Here is a 17,722-nt window from a genome sequence, read left to right on the forward strand (position 1 = left end):
CCGGCTTTTTGGGGGCGCTACGCACCCCAGCGCAAGCAAGCTTGCTCGCCACAGCAAGCCCCCTCACACCTGTGTTTTGCAGCGCGCTTTAGCGCAAGTTCAGGCTGAACCCCACCCGCGTCAACCACTCCGCTTCCTGGGCAAAGTCCGCCTGGGTCAGCTGGTTTTCATCCAGCCAGCCTTTGGGGAACACCACGTCGAGGCTGTCGCCATGGGCGCGCAGGGTGACTTGGGGCATTTCCTGGGTGCCACGGATGTGGTGGAACAGGATCGCAAAGCGCAGCAGCACGCACAGGCGGATCAGCTTGATGCCTTCGTCGCCGAACTCGGCAAATTTGTCCTTGGGAATGTTGCGGCGATGGCCACGCACCAGCAGGGCGAGCATCTGTTGGTCTTCGCGGGAGAAACCGGCGAGGTCCGAGTGCTCGATCAGGTAGGCGCCGTGCTTGTGGTAATGGTAGTGGGCGATGTCCAGGCCTACTTCATGCACCTTGGCGGCCCAGCCCAGTAGTTCGCGCCAGACGCCGTCTTCCAGGTCCCAGTCCTCGGCTACCTGGTCAAAGGCGTGCAGGGCTTTGCGTTCCACTCGGGCCGCTTGTTCCAGGTCGACGTGATAACGCTCCATCAACGAGGTGAGGGTGCGCTCACGCACGTCTTCGTGGTGATGGCGGCCCAGCAGGTCATACAGCACGCCTTCGCGCAGGGCGCCGTCGCAATGGTCCATACGTTGCAGTTCGAGGGCGTCGAAAATCGCTTCGAGAATCGCAAGGCCCGCCGGGAAGATGGTACGACGGTCGGGCTTGATGCCGTCGAAGTCGATTTTCTCGGCATCGCCCAGCTTGAACAGTTTGCGCTTGAGCCATGCCAGGCCTTCGGCGTTGACCTCACCGGTGCCATGGCCGCCGGCTTTGAGGGCCAGGCCGATGGCGCGGATGGTGCCGGACGAGCCGATGGCTTCATCCCAGGTCAAGCGGTGCAGCGCATGCTCGATGCTCATGATCTCCAGTCGCGCGGCCGTGTAGGCCTGGGCATAGCGGGCCGGAGTGATCTTGCCGTCCTTGAAATAGCGCTGGGTAAAGCTCACGCAGCCCATTTGCAGGCTCTCGCGCAGCAATGGCTCGAATCTTTGCCCGATGATGAACTCGGTACTGCCGCCGCCGATATCCGCCACCAGGCGCTTGCCGGGCGTGTCGGCCAGGGTGTGGGACACGCCCAGGTAGATAAGGCGCGCCTCTTCCCGGCCGGAGATGACTTCTACCGGGTGCCCGAGGATTTCTTCGGCGCGGCGGATGAATTCGACACGGTTGCGCGCCTCACGCAGGGCGTTGGTGCCGACAATTCGCACGGCGCCCAATGGCATGCCGTTGATCAGTTGGGCAAAACGCTTGAGGCAGTCGAGGCCGCGCTGCATGGATTCTTCATTGAGCTGGCGCTGGTCGTCGATGCCGGCAGCCAGTTGAACTTTCTCGCCGAGCCGCTCAAGGATGCGGATTTCGCCGTTCTGGGCCTTGGCCACGACCATGTGAAAGCTGTTGGAGCCCAGGTCGATGGCGGCGATCAGGGACAAATTCTTGGCTTGGGATTGCGGCATGGTTTGGGGGTCTCGGTCGATAACCCGACCATCGTGCCACGATCGACCGCTGGCGCCAACGCGTTGTGCTTCAGTAATTTCCGTGAGGCTGGCTGTAGGGAATTCTTGTGGGAAATGTAGGTCGGGTTTGTAAGCAATAGTTGAATAGGGCCTTCGAGACTGTAGGAGTAGATAACCACGCTCCATTGTAAGACCTGTTCTGAATTTTCCTACAGTAAATGAGTAAATGGACTCGGCGTTATTTGCTTTTGTACCACCCGATCAGCGAGTTAGAGGGGCAATTTCTTTATATGCCTCCTACAGCGACTGTTGTGTTGTCTGATTCTTTAATCAAGTGCCAAGGCGACAGACTGTCACCCGGCAATTTTGCCTGGTGGTATTTATTTATTGTTATGCATGTCCCGGAAGATAAATGATTGGGCGATGGAGTCGCCAAACACAAATAAAGAACACCTGATAACTTATTTTAGTGACAGGATGAGCATGAAAAAAATTGTTGGTTTGACTCTCGGTATTACCTGCCTGGCTGCGGCTTTAAGTGCCCAGGCAACTACGAACGGTGCGACATTGACCGTCATCGGCACGATCAAGCCTGCAGCGTGCAGCCTTAATCTTACCGGCAACGGCGAAATCAACTACGGCACGATTCGCTCGGGCGAATTGCAGCCGGCGGCGTTCACTCCGCTCACAGAAAAGACCGTTGGTTTGAGCATCCTTTGCAATGCGGCGACCACATTCGGGGTCACCTTTACCGATTTGCAATCGGGCACTAGGGTGCCGGGCATCCTGGGTGCGGGCTATACAGAAGCGCAGAACTTCGGTTTGGGCGCTGTAGGTACCCGGCGAACCGGCGGCTACTCGGTTGCTCTCACCAACCTGCGGGCATCCAGTACAACGCTATACCCCATCATGCGTTCGGGCGCCTCGTGGCAGCACAGTGATGGCAAAGTTGCACACCAGACCCAGTACTCGTGGCGCAGTGCCTCGGCCCTGACGCCCGCCACAATCAGTCAGTTGACCGGCACTATTGCAGTCAAAGCTGTTATCAACAAGACGGCGGACTTGGACTTAAAGAACGACGTCTCCCTTAATGGGCGTGCGACGATTGTACTGAACTACACCTAAGCAACGTAAAACAACCGACCCGGAAGTAACGCGTTCTGGTCGGTTGTTTTTTTGTGGGCGTTTGTCTGCCGGAAATCAACTTTATACGTTGTGGGGAACATTCAATGCGGTGTTGTTCGATACTAAGTCGAGCGTTGTTTTTTAGCCTGTTGTTTATTGCAGTTGCTGCGGCGGACGGTATGCAGCCTGAAACAACGGTGGTACTGCTCTATGAAGAAGAGGGCGAAGCCACAATAAACATCAAGAATACGGATGCAGGCCCGGCGTTGCTTCATTCAGTGGTAGAGAATGTGCCCGAGGACCTGGAGCCGCTGTTGATTGTCACACCGCCCATTACGCGCGTGGAGGCGGGCGAAACGCAATTGGTGCGCTTCATCAGTACCTTGAAGGCGCCGCTCAAGACTCAGCGGCTCAAGCGTGTGTCCTTCGAGGGTATTCCCCAGGCGCGTGCCGAACAGGGGGCCACGATCGGTATCACCATCCGCCAGAACTTGCCGCTGATCCTGCACCCAAAAGGCCTGCCCCGGCATCAAAAACCCTGGGAGTTACTGAAGTGGAAGCGGGTGGGTGAGCGTCTCACCGTGCATAACGACAGTGCCTATGTGGTGCGCATGGCGGCGGATGTGCAGTTGCTTCCACAAGGCATCAAGGCAGCGTTACCGCGGGCTTATATTTTGCCGGGCGAAGCGCTCGCAGTGTCAGCCGCAAGCCCCTTGGGCGGTGTGGCCGAGGTCGAGTTTCAGCCGGCGACTGTCTATGGGTTTGCGGTAGACAGATATCGGGTCGCAATCAATGCTGATGAGAGTTGACCGGCTCATGGCACGCCCTTCGAATCACGTCCCGCCCGCGTCTTTTTTGTTTTGCCCGCCGACGCTGCTCATGGGGTTTGCGACGCTGTGGGGGGCACCCGGTCTTGTTTCTGCGCTGGAGCTTGGCGAAGGTTTCGACGTTGCGGCGCTGACGGCCCACGGTATCGACCCAAAGGTGTCGGATTACTTCCGTGGCGCGGCGCGTTTTCGCGAAGGCGTCCAAGTGGTCGGGTTGCGCGTCAATGGAAACCCGCTTGGGCTGGTGGACGCACGGTTCGATCATGAAGGCCGATTATGTTTCACGCCCGGACTGCTGGATAAAGCCGGCTTGGTAAAGCCGCGCACGCTCATTGCGCAAGGCCTCACCCCGGATCAGGCCTGTCATGACTTTTTCGGGGAGTTCCCGACCACCATGGTGAGGTTGCGTCCCGGCATTGACGAGGTGGCGCTGGTGGTTCCGACCCAGTCATTGCGTGACCCACAGTGGGAAGCCGGGCATTTCTCCAAAGGCGGTTCGGCGGCGATATTCAACTACAACGTACTGGGTTTCGACAGCCGTTCGCGCAGTGGGTCCAGTCGGTTCGTTTCAGCCTATACCGAGGCAGGGTTTAACCTGGATGACTGGATTTTGCGCAGTCGTCAGTTTTATGTGGCCGACAACGGCAAGGTCCGTACCGAGCATCTGAACGCCTATGCCCAGCGGGATCTGGCCGCTTTGCAATCGACTTTCCAGGTGGGCCAGATCTCCAGTAATAATCCGCTGTTTGATGGCGTCCAGTTATCCGGGCTGCAGTTTTTCCCCGATGGCCAATCACGCACGCCTGCGAGCAGCAACCATGCGGTAGTCGAAGGGCTTGCGCAGAGCCAGTCACGCATTGAAGTGCGTCAGTCCGGCGTATTGATCCACAGCACGTTGGTGCCCGAGGGGCCTTTTCGGCTGACGGGCCTGCCATTGCTCAATGGCACCAGTGACCTGCAAGTCAGCGTGATCGATGTGCGTGGCGCAAGGCGCAGTTTCGTAGTGCCGGCCGCTTCGTTCGCGGGGGCTGTGCCAGCGGTGCCTGGTTACTATTTTTCTGCCGGCAAGCTGCGCAAGAACGCGACTGAGGAAGGCCCGACACCGTTGGTCGCCATGGGCGGCGGCACTTGGGGGTTGGGGGGCGATTCGTCTGCGGACTTTGGTTTGTTGAGCACCGATGACTACTGGGCGGCCGGTGGCACCCTGAGCAGCATATTTTTCCAGCGGGTTTCCGTGGGCACGCGGCAAAACCTGTCTCGAGACAGCAAAAACCAAGTGTCCGGGGTGCGTAGCAGCGTGTCCGTGAGCAGCCCGGTAGCCGGCGGCATCGATGTGAGCCTCAGCGCAACTACCCAAACCCGCGGTTATCGCGAGGTTGTTGAAGCCGGCCGGTCATACAGGGCCGATGAGCTGGGTTCGCGTTCCAAAAACCAGTACACGGCAAGCATCAACTGGGCCGATCCCACGTTGGGCGTTTTCTCAACGGGTTTTACCCGCAGTGCTCAATTTGACGGGCGAACGAGCGAACATGTGTCGGCCTCGTGGAATAAGTCATTCAGTCACGCCGAGGTTGCGTTGATCGCGGACTCGCAGGTAGGCGGCACCCGGTCGGGCCGCGACACCCCGTCTGCCGACAGGCGACGGGACAGTGCCCAGGAGAACGACCTGTCGCTGCGGTTGCAGGTCAGCGTTCCCCTGGGCGGTGATCGTCGTGTGACGAGCTACACCAGTCGTCGCGGCGACCGCTTTACCACGGGTACAGCACTCAGGGATCGGGTCAATGAGTATGTGAACTATGAGGTGGGATTCGACCGCGACCTCAGGGTGCGGGAGCAATCGATTCGCGGGCAGGTGGACGTGTTGCCGCGTTATACCCAGGTGGGGCTGGGTGTCAGTCGTGACCCTCGCGGCACCAGCTACACCGGACAGTTGCAGGGCGGCGTAGTGGCTCACGAGGGTGGGTTGACCTTCTCGCCTTATACCGTGCAGGACACGTTCGGCATTGTCTCGGTAGGCGACATAGGCGCTGCAAAAGTCGAGACACCCCAAGGCCCGGTGTGGACCGACTACAGCGGGCAAGCGGTGATCGCAGGTTTGCCGGCCTACACCAACAGCCGAGTCGAAGTGCAGACCCAGTCGCTGCCCAAGCGTGTCGACCTGAAAAACGGCACCCAGGTGCTCGCTGCGGGCCGTGGGTCGTTCAACACCGTGAATTTCGATGTGGTGAAAGTACGTCGTGTGTTGCTCACCGCGAATGATGAGCAGGGCCGGCCCTTGCCTCAGGGAGCCGCCGTGTTCGGCAAAGCCAATCGCTTCCTGACCAGTGTTGCGGGTGAGGGCATGATTTTCCTGAACGACGTCGACGAGGTGCAAAACCTGCGGGTTTCGTTGCCGGACTCTTCCACCTGCCTGTTGCGCTTTAACCTCGAGGCCAAGCCAAACAATGACAAGTTCTATGAAACTACCTCGGCGGTGTGCCATGGCCGCGACGCTTAAAAGCCTGTCTTTGGTGCTGCTGTGCACACTGCTGACAGCGCCTTACGCCTGGTCTGAGAACTGCCGGTTGTCGGTGAGCCAGCCGCGCATTGACTACGGCGCTATTCGCACAGAGGCGCTTGTTGAAAGAGCCGCCGTGACACTTGGCACCCGTTCTTTGCAGTTGAATGTCCTGTGCGCGGAACCTGCGCAAATGACGTTGCGCTTTATCGGCGTCGCAGCGGATGGTCAGGGCTTTCGGTTTGGCCGCCAAGGGCTTTTTCGCCTGAGCCTCAAACATGCCCAGGTGGATGGGCATGCTGTCGGTTGGGTGGCTGTGCATTTGCCCGGCGAGCCTGCCAGCGGGCAGTTGCTGCCCGGCCAGACGTTGATGGCACGAGTCGCAGGAATGCCAATGATAGGTCGGCGATTGACCGCTCAAGTCGATATCGACACCGACCTGCCCGCAGGTGACATGCACGTGCGCGACGAAATGCGCCTGGAGGGGCAGGGCAGTTTCGAACTGCTCAGCTCGGCTGTTCCACCGAGCCAATGAAGTTGGCGAGTTCTGCTGTTCTGGGGTTGGCGAACAGCGTCTTAGGGTCGCCCACTTCATGCACCTTGCCCTGGTGCATGAACACCAGCTTGTCCCCGACTTCCCGGGCAAAGCGCATTTCGTGGGTCACCATGATCAGGGTCATGCCGTCCTTGGCCAATTGGCGCACCACACTGAGCACTTCATTGACCAACTCCGGGTCCAGTGCCGAGGTAATTTCATCGCACAGCAGCACCTTGGGCGACATGGCCAGCGCACGGGCTATGGCGACCCGTTGCTGCTGGCCGCCGGACAGACGATCAGGGAAGGCATCAAACTTTTCCCCCAGCCCCACCCGCTCCAGCATCTGCCGGGCAAGCTGGGCGGCTTTGGCCTTGGGCACTTTCTGCACCACTTGTGGCGCGAGCATGACGTTCTCGCCCACGGTCAGGTGTGGGAACAGGTTGAACTGCTGGAACACCATCCCGACTTTCTGCCGCAGGCTGCGCAGGTCGGCGCGCGCTGCGTCGAGGTATTCGCCGTCGACCTCAATTACGCCGTCGTTGATCGATTCAAGGCCATTGAGGGTACGCAGCAAGGTCGACTTGCCCGAGCCACTGCGGCCGATGATCGCCACCACCTGGCCTTCTTCAACGGTCAGGTCGATGCCTTTGAGTACGTGGTGATCGCCGTAATACTTATGCAGGGCGGAAATTCTAAGCAGAGGCATGCAGTCTCCTTTCCAGGTAGCGCGCACTGAGGGACAAGGGGTAGCAGAGCAGGAAGTAGCCGAGCGCCACCAGGCCGTAGACCATAAAGGGCTCGAAGGTAGCGTTGGCGAGCATGCCGCCGGTTTTGGTCAGTTCGGTAAAACCGATGATCGAGGTCACGGCGGTGCCTTTGACCACCTGCACCGAGAAGCCCACGGTGGGCGCCACGGCAATGCGCAGGGCTTGCGGCAGGATCACGTAGCGCAGTTGTTCAAGCGGGTTAAGCGCCAGGCTGGCCGAGGCTTCCCATTGCCCGTGGGCAATCGACTCGACGCAGCCGCGCCAGATCTCGGCCAGGTAAGCACTGGTAAACAGGGTCAAGGCAATCGCCGCCGCCAGCCAGGGCGAGATATCCACACCCAGCAGCGCGATGCCAAAAAACACCAGGAACAGCTGCATCAACAGCGGCGTGCCCTGGAACAGTTCGATATAGGTGCGCGCGAGATTGCGCGGGAAGGCTTTGCGGCTGATGCGCATCGTCATCACCAGTAAACCGATAACGCCGCCACCGACAAACGCCACCAGCGACAGCAGCAAGGTCCATTGCAAGCCGGTGGCGAGGTTGCGCACGATGTCCCAGAAGGAGAAATCACTCATCGGCTGTTCCTCATCACGTAGCGACGGCCGATCCAGTTGAGCAACTGGCGAATCATCAGCGCCATGCACAGGTACACCAGGGTGGTCAGTGCGTAGGTTTCAAACGCGCGGAAGTTGCGTGACTGGATAAAGTTGGCGGCAAAGCTCAGCTCTTCGGTGGCGATCTGCGAGCACACCGCCGAGCCGAGCATCACGATGATGATCTGGCTGCTCAGGGCCGGCCACACCTTGCCCAGTGCCGGCAACAGCACCACATGGCGAAACGCCTCGAAACGCGTCATCGCCAATGCCGCTGCGGCTTCCAGCTGCCCGCTTGGGACCGCCTGGATGCCGGCGCGAATGATCTCGGTGGAGTACGCCCCCAGGTTGATCACCATCGCCAGTACGGCGGCTTGCCACTCGGTGATTTTCAGCCCCAGGGATGGCAGGCCGAAGAAGATGAAAAACAACTGCACCAGAAACGGCGTGTTGCGGATCAACTCGACATACACCCCGAAGACCCAGGAAAACGGCTGGATCTTCCATGCCCGCACCACAGCGCCGACGGTGCCCAGGGCCACGCCGAGGATCACGCCGATAGCCGTCAGCTCAAGGGTGAACAGCGCGCCGCGTAGCAGCAGGTCGGTATTGGCCAGCACCGGCACAAAGTCAAATTGATACGCCATGAATCAGCTCCGCATCAAAGATCGGCAGGCAGTGGCTCTTTAAGCCACTGCATCGCGTTCTTTTCCAGGCTGCCATCGGCTTTGGCCGCGACCAGGATCTGGTTGACCTTCTCCAGCAGCGCCGGCTCGTTCTTGTTAACGCCCACGTACACCGGCGAATCCTTGAGTTTCACTTTCAGCTCCAGCCCACGTTTATTACTGCGCTCGCTGATCGCCACCATCACCACGTTGCCGCTGGCGATCAGGTCGACCTGGCCGGCCAGGTAGGCGGCGATGGTTGAGTTGTTGTCTTCGAAACGCTTGATCGTGGCTTCCTTGGGCGCGACGGCGGTCAGCTCGATGTCTTCGATGGCGCCGCGCGTCACGCTGATGGTCTTGCCCTTGAGGTCATCGGTGGTGTGGATGGCCGCATCAGGCGGCCCGAACACGGCCAGGTAGAACGGCGCGTAGGCCTTGGAGAAGTCGATGACCTTTTCGCGCTCGGCGTTCTTGCCCAGGCTGGAAATCACCAGGTCGACCTTGCCGGTAGTGAGAAACGGGATACGGTTGGTGCTGTTCACCGGGGTCAGTTCCAGCTTGACCTTGAGCTGGTCGGCCAGCAGCTTGGCGGTGTCGACGTCCAGGCCACGGGGTTTCATGTCCGGGCCAACCGAGCCGAACGGCGGGAAGTCTTGGGGCACGGCAACCTTGAGGGTGCCACGGGCGACGATATCGTCCAGACCGTTGGCATGGGCGGGCGCCTGGCTCAGCATCAGGCTGGCAAACAGGGCAGTGAGCAGGGCGCTGTAGCGCTTGGTCATGGCAACTCTCCGGGGAAGGGCGCGGGAATATTCTGTTTCGAGCCATTGCACGGCCCATGCCATCACGGCGCCAATGGCCTGGAACGCTGGTATTTGTTGAGTTCTGGTGGTCTTACTGGTCTGAACAGTGAGCGAGTTTTTCGCACCTTTTTCGAGCGCCGATAAAACCCCGCGAGCCCCTTTGGGGCGCGGCTTGCCGCCGGCTTCGAATAGCTTTACAACTAGCCGCTCCGTTGACTGCAACCTTGAGTTTTCTATGAATTCCATCGCCCAAGCCGTACCGGAAGCGGCCCTGCAGGCCATCCGCAAACTGATCAAGGAACAGGGCTTTGCAGCGGGTGACGCGTTGCCGTCCCAGCGCGACCTGGCGGTACAGTTGGGCGTGAGTCGGGCATCGTTGCGCGAGGCGTTGTCGTCTTTAAGTGCATTGGGCGTGGTGAGTGTGCAGCCGGGTAAAGGCGTGTTTGTGCAAGAGGTGCAAGAAGCGCCGGGGTTCGCCTGGCCCTTCGCTGCCCAGGCCACGCCCCTGGATATCTTCCAGTTGCGCTACGCCCTGGAAGGGTTCGCCGCGGGGTTGGCGGCGGTGACGTTGACTCTCGATGAGCTGGACAGCCTGCAAGACAATGTCGAGGCGATGCGTAAAGTGCTCAAGGCCGGCGACTTCGAAGCCGCTGCCCGGCTGGACTTCGAGTTCCATCAGCGGATCCTGCTGGCCAGCGGTAACCAGGCGATGGTGAGCATCCTGAGTGCCAGTGCCGAGGTGTTCCTGGAGAGCCAGAAGCTACCGTTCATCCGACCGGAACGGGCCATGGAGACTTGGCAAGAGCACCGCAAGATCCTGCGTGCCCTGGCCAGGCGCGCCAGTGCTGCGGCGCAGAAAACCATGCAGGAACACGTACGCAATGCGGCATTGCGCACGGGCATCGCCTTCGTGACTCCCGTGACGCCGTGAGTGGGCTATACCCAAACTCATGCAACGCCATAGCAAGACTCAATCAGAGGCGGCTTCCTGAACGGGGGAAGGGCGGCTATGATGGGCCACGTTTTTTTTGCTTACAATCCGGAGACATCCATGAGCAACGATCTTATCAAGCACGTCACCGACGCGACCTTTGAGGCCGAAGTACTCAAGGCTCAAGGCCCGGTACTGGTTGACTACTGGGCTGAATGGTGTGGCCCTTGCAAAATGATCGCCCCTGTTCTGGACGACATTGCGACCACTTACGAAGGCAAGCTGACCATTGCCAAGCTGAACATCGACGACAATCAGGAAACCCCGGCCAAACACGGCGTGCGTGGTATCCCGACCCTGATGCTGTTCAAGAACGGCAACGTCGAAGCCACTAAAGTGGGCGCGCTGTCGAAGTCCCAGCTGCAAGCTTTCCTCGACGCGAACATCTAAGCGTCGTCAAAAAAGCCCCGCAAAATAGCGGGGCTTTTTCGTGAAACAGGGCTAGACGCTCCGAAATTCAGGTGGTACATTCGGCCCCGCACTGGTTTCTCCACTGCCCCCTGCAAGCCGTCGCCGACGCATTCCTTTTCGATTAGTACGCGATCCTGTCGCCTTCTCTGCGGCGCGGCCTCATTAAGCCAAAAGCTTAATTTCCCCCCTCCATAAATGATTACGTCATTCCTATATGAATCTGACTGAACTCAAGCAAAAGCCGATTACCGACCTGCTCCAATTGGCCGAAGAAATGGGCATAGAAAATATGGCCCGTTCGCGCAAGCAGGACGTGATTTTCTCCCTGCTCAAAAAGCACGCGAAAAGCGGCGAGGAAATCTCCGGTGATGGCGTGCTGGAGATTCTCCAGGACGGCTTCGGCTTCCTCCGCTCTGCAGACGCTTCCTATCTCGCCGGCCCAGACGATATCTACGTCTCGCCGAGCCAGATCCGTCGCTTTAACTTGCGCACCGGTGACACCATCGTCGGCAAGATCCGTCCTCCGAAGGAAGGCGAGCGTTATTTCGCCCTGCTCAAGGTCGACACGATCAACTTCGATCGTCCTGAGAACGCGAAGAACAAGATTCTCTTCGAGAACTTGACGCCGCTGTTCCCGACCGTGCGCATGAAGATGGAAGCCGGTAACGGCTCCACCGAAGACTTGACCGGTCGTGTCATCGACCTGTGCGCCCCGATCGGCAAAGGCCAGCGCGGCCTGATCGTCGCACCGCCGAAAGCCGGTAAGACCATCATGCTGCAGAACATTGCAGCGAACATCGCGCGTAACAACCCGGAAGTTCACCTGATCGTATTGCTGATCGATGAGCGCCCGGAAGAAGTAACCGAAATGCAGCGCACCGTGCGCGGCGAAGTGGTTGCCTCGACGTTCGATGAGCCGCCAACCCGCCACGTGCAGGTTGCCGAAATGGTGATCGAGAAGGCCAAGCGCCTGGTCGAACACAAGAAGGACGTGGTGATCCTGCTCGACTCCATCACCCGTCTGGCGCGTGCCTACAACACCGTGATCCCAAGCTCCGGCAAGGTACTCACCGGTGGTGTCGATGCCCACGCCCTGGAGAAACCAAAGCGTTTCTTCGGTGCTGCGCGCAACATCGAAGAAGGCGGCTCGCTGACCATTATCGCCACCGCGCTGGTTGAAACCGGCTCGAAGATGGATGAAGTGATCTACGAAGAGTTTAAAGGTACCGGTAACATGGAACTGCCTTTGGACCGTCGTATCGCTGAAAAGCGTGTGTTCCCTGCGATCAACATCAACCGCTCCGGCACCCGCCGTGAAGAGTTGCTGACCGCCGACGACGAACTGCAGCGCATGTGGATCCTGCGCAAGCTGCTGCACCCGATGGACGAAGTAGCCGCCATCGAGTTCCTCATCGACAAGCTGAAAACCACCAAGACCAACGACGAGTTCTTCCTGTCTATGAAGCGTAAGTAATACTACGGTTCAGGTCTGAGAAAATGGTGCCCTTGAAGGGTGCCATTTTTTTTGCGCCAAACAGGGAGGTTTGTGTGCCGAGAGTGTCAGTAAAGAAACAAAAATGGCGAGTACGCCTACGCTCTCTTCAATTTGTATCAGGCTGATTACGATTTATGACCGCTCTTGCTTACCGAAGAGACATTGATGGCCTGCGCGCCATTGCTGTCCTGGCTGTGGTTTTGTTCCATTTTGGGGTTCCCGGCGTTACTGGCGGTTTTGTCGGCGTTGATGTGTTCTTCGTGATTTCAGGTTTCCTGATTACCTCGATCATCTGGCGCGAGCGTGAAGCGGGGCGTTTCAGTTTCGTCGATTTCTGGGCGCGACGGGCACGGCGTATCCTGCCGGCTTTGCTGGTCATGATGTTTACGTCATTGGTGGCTGGCTGGTTCTTAATGGCGCCCAAAGACTATTCGGAATTGGGACGCTCGATACACAACCAAGTGGTGTTCATCTCCAATCTGTTCTTCATGCGCCAGGACGGCTATTTCGACACGGCCTCCGACATGAAGCCGATGTTGCACACCTGGTCGCTGTCGGTTGAAGAGCAGTTCTACATTGCCTTCCCACTCTTGCTGGCGCTGTTGTCGAGCTGGCTGAAGCAGTGGCGCAGCGCCTTGTTTGTGTTGCTGCTGGTGTCGTTTGCGGCGAGCGTGTGGGCGGTGGCCAATGAGCCGGACAAAGCCTTCTTCCTGCTGCCCATGCGTGCCTGGGAATTGTTGGCCGGGTCCATGCTGGCTGTGATGCCAGTGCGGGCAGGGCGCGCAAGTCCCCTGTTGGCGCAAGCTGTGAGTCTGTTCAGCCTGGGCCTGATTCTGGTGGCGGTATTGGGCTACGACGCCAACACCGCGTTCCCTGGGGCGGCGGCTTTGTTGCCTGTATTGGGTGTGGTGGGGTTGATTTGGGCTAACGGCCAACACCCAACCTGGGTAGGGCGCTTGCTGGGCAGTCGCGTGCTGGTGGGCATCGGGCTGATTTCCTATTCGTGGTACCTGTGGCACTGGCCGGTACTGGTGTTTGGCAAGTACGCGAGTATTTTTGGCCTGCCCTCCTGGGCGCTGGCGGGTCTGTTCGTCTTGAGCCTGGTGCTGGGTTATGTGTCCTGGCGGTTCGTCGAGGGGCCGTTTCGTGAGCGGCGCCTGCTGGCGGGTCGTCGGTCGATTCTGATCGCGGGCGTGGTCGGGCTCGCCGGGCTGGGTCTGATCGGCAAAGGCCTGGTGTGGTCGGATGGATTTGCATCGCGGCTGTCGCCCCAGGCACTACAGTTTGCCCAAGCGTATACCTGGAGCCCCACGCTGATTAAGTGCCTGTCGGATGACAAGAAAGACCCGAACCGCAAACTTTGCCATTTTGGCCCGCAGGCGAGTGCTGCCCGCGCATTGGTCTGGGGCGACAGCCATGCCTCGGCACTCATCCCGGCGTTGAACGACGGCTCGCGCAAGTACGACTTCGGCATCACTCAGGCCGGTTACGCCGGGTGCCTGCCGTTCGACCGCAAAGAAAACACCCCAGGCTGCCGAGCGTTCAACGAGCGTGTCACCCAGTTGTTGAGCAAGGAACAGTTCAGTGATGTGGTGCTGGTAGCCCGCTGGAGCCTTTACGTTTATGGCCAGCGCTCCGGCGACACCGGCGCTTCCCTTCATGACCCGCAAACGGGCAAGTACGACCGCGCCGTCGCTGAACGACTGTTTGCCGAGGGTGTGAGTGCGCTGGTGCAGCAACTGCGTGCCAGCGGGCACAGGGTGTGGCTGGTCAAGGAGGTACCGCTGCAGGCTTTCAACGTGCCTTACCGGCTCAGCCGCCTGGCGATGCTGGGACGCCCGACCGACCGCGAAGGCTTGCCCCTGGCCGAGCACGTCGAGCGCCAGGCCTATATCAGCAGCGTTTTTGAGCGCATCGCCGCGGCAGACCCCGGTGTGCAACTCATGGACCCCGCGCCCAAGCTGTGCGAGACGAATGGCTGGTGCCGGGTCGAGCGCGATGGCCAGTCGCTGTATACCGATGACAACCACCTCTCGGCCGTAGGCACGCGTTATGTGGAAGGGTTCCTTGAGCCCTTCTTCCACACCATGCGTAATGAGTCCGTTGAGTCGGGTGTGAGTCGCAATGACGTGCAATAAGCTGCCAGCGCTCTTAAGAGCAGGTAGGATGTACGCCTATTTTACGGGTGGCATGGTTAATGAAATTCAAGGATCTTCGGGATTTCGTGCAGCAACTTGAGCAGCGCGGAGAGTTGAAACGTATCCAGGTGCCGATTTCCCCGGTGCTGGAAATGACTGAGATTTGCGACCGTACCTTGCGCAACAAGGGCCCGGCGCTGCTGTTCGAAAACCCGACCGGCTTTGATATTCCGGTGCTCGGCAACCTGTTCGGCACGCCCGACCGTGTTGCGTTTGGCATGGGCGCCGAGTCGGTCAGCGAGCTGCGCGAGATCGGCAAGTTGCTGGCCTTCCTCAAGGAGCCCGAGCCACCTAAGGGCCTCAAGGACGCCTGGTCGAAGCTGCCGATCTTTCGCAAGATCATTGCCATGGCGCCCAAAGTGGTCAAGGACGCGGTGTGCCAGGAAGTGGTCATCGAAGGCGATGACGTCGACCTGGCCATGTTGCCGGTGCAGACCTGCTGGCCGGGCGATGTCGGCCCGCTGATCACCTGGGGCCTGACCGTCACCAAAGGCCCGAACAAGGATCGCCAGAACCTGGGGATCTACCGTCAGCAAGTGATCGGCCGCAATAAGGTGATCATGCGCTGGCTGAGCCACCGTGGCGGCGCGCTGGACTTCCGTGAGTGGTGCGAAAAGCACCCAGGCAAGCCGTTCCCCGTGTCCGTGGCCCTGGGCGCCGACCCGGCGACCATCCTCGGCGCCGTGACGCCGGTGCCTGACAGCCTGTCCGAATATGCCTTCGCCGGCCTGCTGCGCGGCAACCGCACCGAGCTGGTGAAGTGCCGTGGCAATGACCTGCAAGTGCCGGCCACCGCCGAAATCATCCTCGAAGGCGTGATTCATCCGGGCGAAATGGCCGATGAAGGCCCTTACGGTGACCACACCGGCTACTACAACGAAGTCGACAGCTTCCCGGTGTTCACCGTCGAGCGCATCACCCACCGCATCAAACCGATCTACCACAGCACCTACACCGGCCGTCCGCCGGATGAGCCGGCCATCCTTGGTGTGGCGCTCAACGAAGTGTTCGTGCCGATCCTGCAAAAGCAGTTCCCGGAAATTACCGACTTCTACCTGCCGCCCGAGGGCTGCTCGTACCGCATGGCCATCGTGACCATGAAGAAGTCGTACCCAGGCCATGCCAAGCGGGTAATGCTCGGTGTGTGGTCGTTTTTGCGACAGTTCATGTACACCAAGTTCGTTATCGTCACTGACGACGACATCAATGCCCGGGACTGGAACGACGTGATCTGGGCCATCACCACGCGCATGGACCCCAAGCGCGACACGGTGATGATCGATAACACGCCGATCGACTACCTCGACTTTGCTTCGCCGGTATCGGGCCTGGGCTCGAAGATGGGCCTGGATGCCACCCACAAATGGCCGGGTGAGACCACCCGCGAGTGGGGTCGGGTGATCGTCAAGGATGACGCTGTGACCGCACGTGTTGATGCGATCTGGAAAGAATTGGGAATAGATTGATGCGTGTAACCCTGCAACCTTCCGGCGCCGTACTGGAGCTGGTCCCTGGTGAGCGAATCCTTGAAGGCGCGCGTCGCCTGGGCTACGAATGCCCACAGGCGTGTCGCAATGGCGTGTGCCATGTGTGCGCCGCGCTGCTGGTGGAAGGCCGGGTGCAGCAAGCCGGTGAGGTGCGCGACCATGGTGAGTTCTACACCTGCATCGCCGAGCCGTTGGAAGATTGCATTGTGTTGTGGGATGGCGTGCTGGCGCCGGGAGAGTTGCCGTTGCGCAAGTTGTCGTGCCAATTGAGTGAGTGCGTGGACGTCGGTGGCGATGTATGGCGCGTGCGCTTGCGTGCGCCGGCCGGGAAGGCGGTGCGTTACCACGCCGGGCAATACCTGATGATCGAGCGTGACAACGGCGATAAATCGGCGTTTTCCCTGGCCTCGGCGCCCCATGCCGGGCGCGAGCTGGAACTGCATGTGTTGGTTCGCGAGGACAGTGCGCGCAATTTGATCGAGCAGTTGCAGCGTAACCAGATGGCCCGTGTTGAACTGCCGTTTGGTGATACTCACTTGGCCGAACTGCCGGACGGACCGCTGGTGTTGATCGCTGCCGGCACCGGCATGGCGCAGATGCACAGCCTGATCGAACATTGCCGCGCCTCGGGCTTCAAGCACCCTGTGCACCTGTATTGGGGCGTGCGCCGCCCGGAAGACTTCTACGAAATCGAACACTGGGAGCAATGGCAGCAACTGCCCAACCTGTTCCTGCACAAAGTGGTCAGCGACCTGTGCGGTTGGGAAGGGCGCTGCGGGCTGCTGCATGAGGCCGTGTGTGAAGACATCAGCGACCTCAAGGCGGTGCACGTTTACGCCAGTGGTTCACCGGCGATGATCTACGGCACGCTGGACGCATTGGTCGACGCCGGCATGGATGCACACCAGATGCGCGCCGATGTGTTTGCCTACGCGCCACGCCCTTGAAGCCTTGAGCTGAACCAGTGTGGGAGCTGGCTTGCCTGCGATAGCGGTGTATCAGTTGCAGGTGTGTTAGCTGACCCGCCGCTATCGCAGGCAAGCCAGCTCCCACATCGGTAGGCGGCGTTCCTAGAAACGCACGCCTGCCGTCAGCATCGCCGCATTGAACCCCAGTAACACCAACTCACTGGCCACCGGGCCGAAGTGAACCCCCACAGACGGAATGATCGCCGGTGCAACGCCATAACGGTTGAGCGGGATTTTGTCGCGGTACTTACCGCGATAGCCCTGTAGCGCGCCCGCGGTCACCTTCATATAAAACGGTGAGTCGCCAATATCGTAACGCTTGCCGGCGTAGACGTAATACGAGCGCTGGCTGAACGAGTTGCGAAACGTCGCCCCGCCATACACCAACCCCGACGCCTCGTTACGTTCCAGGTTGATCAAGTCCTGATTGTTGTTGTGCTTTGGGTCCGGCGAAAAATGCTTGGTGTAGACACTGGTCTGGGCGTACCAGAAACCTTTGTCGTCATTGGCGGCGGCCTCGGAAGCCAGAGCAGTGGTGGTTTGCAGCAAAAGCAGCAGACCGGAAAAAAGGTATTTCATGGTTCGACCTCGATAGTCGTTTGAAGAAGCGGCTAATGTGGGTCGCTAAACATCTGCAGTTTGGCGGCTTATGTTGGGCATGACCTGAACCAGCGCTGAAAACACGGCCGCCTATGCTTATGCAATTAAGGTATTTTAGATGTAGGAATAATCTCATTAAGCTATAAGACAACGGACTACCGCCTT

Annotated in this window: 16 protein-coding genes; 10 read left to right on the forward strand and 6 right to left on the reverse strand. The window is 59.5% G+C overall.

The features are described 5' to 3' along the window. Positions 1–88: 88 nt before the first annotated feature. Positions 89–1,591 (reverse strand): exopolyphosphatase, encoded by a 1,503-nt coding sequence (gene ppx, locus ACQY47_RS15745; RefSeq protein ID WP_056860774.1) that lies wholly within the window; start codon positions 1,589–1,591, stop codon positions 89–91. Positions 1,592–2,074: 483 nt separating this feature from the next. Between ppx and ACQY47_RS15750 the strand changes: the two genes are divergently transcribed. From ACQY47_RS15750 to ACQY47_RS15765, 4 genes are all read left to right on the forward strand, one after another. After that, positions 2,075–2,716, forward strand: coding sequence for a DUF1120 domain-containing protein (locus ACQY47_RS15750; RefSeq protein ID WP_428550126.1), 642 nt, complete (start codon positions 2,075–2,077; stop codon positions 2,714–2,716). Between the two features lie 104 nt (positions 2,717–2,820). Then, the gene (locus ACQY47_RS15755) at positions 2,821–3,525 is read left to right on the forward strand and encodes a fimbria/pilus chaperone family protein (protein ID WP_428557363.1); all 705 of its coding nucleotides are present in this window, start codon (positions 2,821–2,823) and stop codon (positions 3,523–3,525) included. 70 nt (positions 3,526–3,595) lie between these two features. Beyond that, positions 3,596–6,040, forward strand: coding sequence for a fimbria/pilus outer membrane usher protein (locus ACQY47_RS15760; protein ID WP_428550129.1), 2,445 nt, complete (start codon positions 3,596–3,598; stop codon positions 6,038–6,040). Then, complete coding sequence (locus tag ACQY47_RS15765) at positions 6,024–6,575, forward strand: hypothetical protein (RefSeq protein WP_428550132.1); 552 nt, start codon at positions 6,024–6,026, stop codon at positions 6,573–6,575. The genes ACQY47_RS15760 and ACQY47_RS15765 overlap by 17 nt, the downstream gene beginning before the upstream one ends. Here the strand turns inward: ACQY47_RS15765 and ACQY47_RS15770 are convergent. The 4 genes from ACQY47_RS15770 to ACQY47_RS15785 are packed head-to-tail and all read right to left on the reverse strand — an operon-like array spanning position 6,547 to position 9,386. Next, positions 6,547–7,284 carry an amino acid ABC transporter ATP-binding protein gene (locus ACQY47_RS15770; protein WP_428550135.1) on the reverse strand — a complete coding sequence of 246 codons (738 nt, stop codon included), beginning with the start codon at positions 7,282–7,284 and terminating at the stop codon, positions 6,547–6,549. The two genes, ACQY47_RS15765 and ACQY47_RS15770, sit on opposite strands and share 29 nt — an antisense overlap. Further along, positions 7,271–7,921 carry an amino acid ABC transporter permease gene (locus ACQY47_RS15775; protein WP_017135249.1) on the reverse strand — a complete coding sequence of 217 codons (651 nt, stop codon included), beginning with the start codon at positions 7,919–7,921 and terminating at the stop codon, positions 7,271–7,273. The genes ACQY47_RS15770 and ACQY47_RS15775 overlap by 14 nt, the downstream gene beginning before the upstream one ends. Continuing rightward, the gene (locus ACQY47_RS15780; protein ID WP_428550138.1) at positions 7,918–8,586 is read right to left on the reverse strand and encodes an amino acid ABC transporter permease; all 669 of its coding nucleotides are present in this window, start codon (positions 8,584–8,586) and stop codon (positions 7,918–7,920) included. Before ACQY47_RS15780 ends, ACQY47_RS15775 begins: the two co-directional genes overlap by 4 nt. A gap of 14 nt (positions 8,587–8,600) precedes the next feature. Beyond that, positions 8,601–9,386 carry a transporter substrate-binding domain-containing protein gene (locus ACQY47_RS15785; RefSeq protein ID WP_017135251.1) on the reverse strand — a complete coding sequence of 262 codons (786 nt, stop codon included), beginning with the start codon at positions 9,384–9,386 and terminating at the stop codon, positions 8,601–8,603. A gap of 256 nt (positions 9,387–9,642) precedes the next feature. Here ACQY47_RS15785 and ACQY47_RS15790 point away from each other — a divergent pair, with 256 nt between their 5' ends. From ACQY47_RS15790 to ACQY47_RS15815, 6 genes are all read left to right on the forward strand, one after another. Beyond that, positions 9,643–10,338, forward strand: a complete 696-nt coding sequence (locus ACQY47_RS15790) for a FadR/GntR family transcriptional regulator (protein ID WP_017135252.1) — start codon at positions 9,643–9,645, stop codon at positions 10,336–10,338. Positions 10,339–10,458: 120 nt separating this feature from the next. Next, positions 10,459–10,788 (forward strand): thioredoxin TrxA, encoded by a 330-nt coding sequence (gene trxA, locus ACQY47_RS15795; RefSeq protein ID WP_003213989.1) that lies wholly within the window; start codon positions 10,459–10,461, stop codon positions 10,786–10,788. A gap of 235 nt (positions 10,789–11,023) precedes the next feature. Continuing rightward, a complete protein-coding gene (gene rho / locus ACQY47_RS15800; protein ID WP_003176825.1) occupies positions 11,024–12,283 on the forward strand; it encodes a transcription termination factor Rho in 1,260 nt (419 codons plus the stop codon). A 155-nt stretch (positions 12,284–12,438) separates the two neighbouring features. Further along, complete coding sequence (locus ACQY47_RS15805) at positions 12,439–14,442, forward strand: acyltransferase family protein (RefSeq protein ID WP_177033781.1); 2,004 nt, start codon at positions 12,439–12,441, stop codon at positions 14,440–14,442. Between the two features lie 59 nt (positions 14,443–14,501). Beyond that, a complete protein-coding gene (gene ubiD / locus ACQY47_RS15810; RefSeq protein WP_069787108.1) occupies positions 14,502–15,968 on the forward strand; it encodes a 4-hydroxy-3-polyprenylbenzoate decarboxylase in 1,467 nt (488 codons plus the stop codon). Beyond that, a complete protein-coding gene (locus ACQY47_RS15815; RefSeq protein WP_056860765.1) occupies positions 15,968–16,936 on the forward strand; it encodes a CDP-6-deoxy-delta-3,4-glucoseen reductase in 969 nt (322 codons plus the stop codon). Before ubiD ends, ACQY47_RS15815 begins: the two co-directional genes overlap by 1 nt. Positions 16,937–17,059: 123 nt before the next feature. Here ACQY47_RS15815 and ACQY47_RS15820 read toward each other — a convergent pair whose 3' ends face one another. Continuing rightward, positions 17,060–17,536 carry a hypothetical protein gene (locus tag ACQY47_RS15820; RefSeq protein ID WP_017135256.1) on the reverse strand — a complete coding sequence of 159 codons (477 nt, stop codon included), beginning with the start codon at positions 17,534–17,536 and terminating at the stop codon, positions 17,060–17,062. Positions 17,537–17,722: the final 186 nt, after the last annotated feature.

The sequence above is a fragment of the Pseudomonas edaphica genome (genome assembly GCF_965277385.1).
GTDB classification, from domain to species: domain Bacteria; phylum Pseudomonadota; class Gammaproteobacteria; order Pseudomonadales; family Pseudomonadaceae; genus Aquipseudomonas; species Aquipseudomonas edaphica.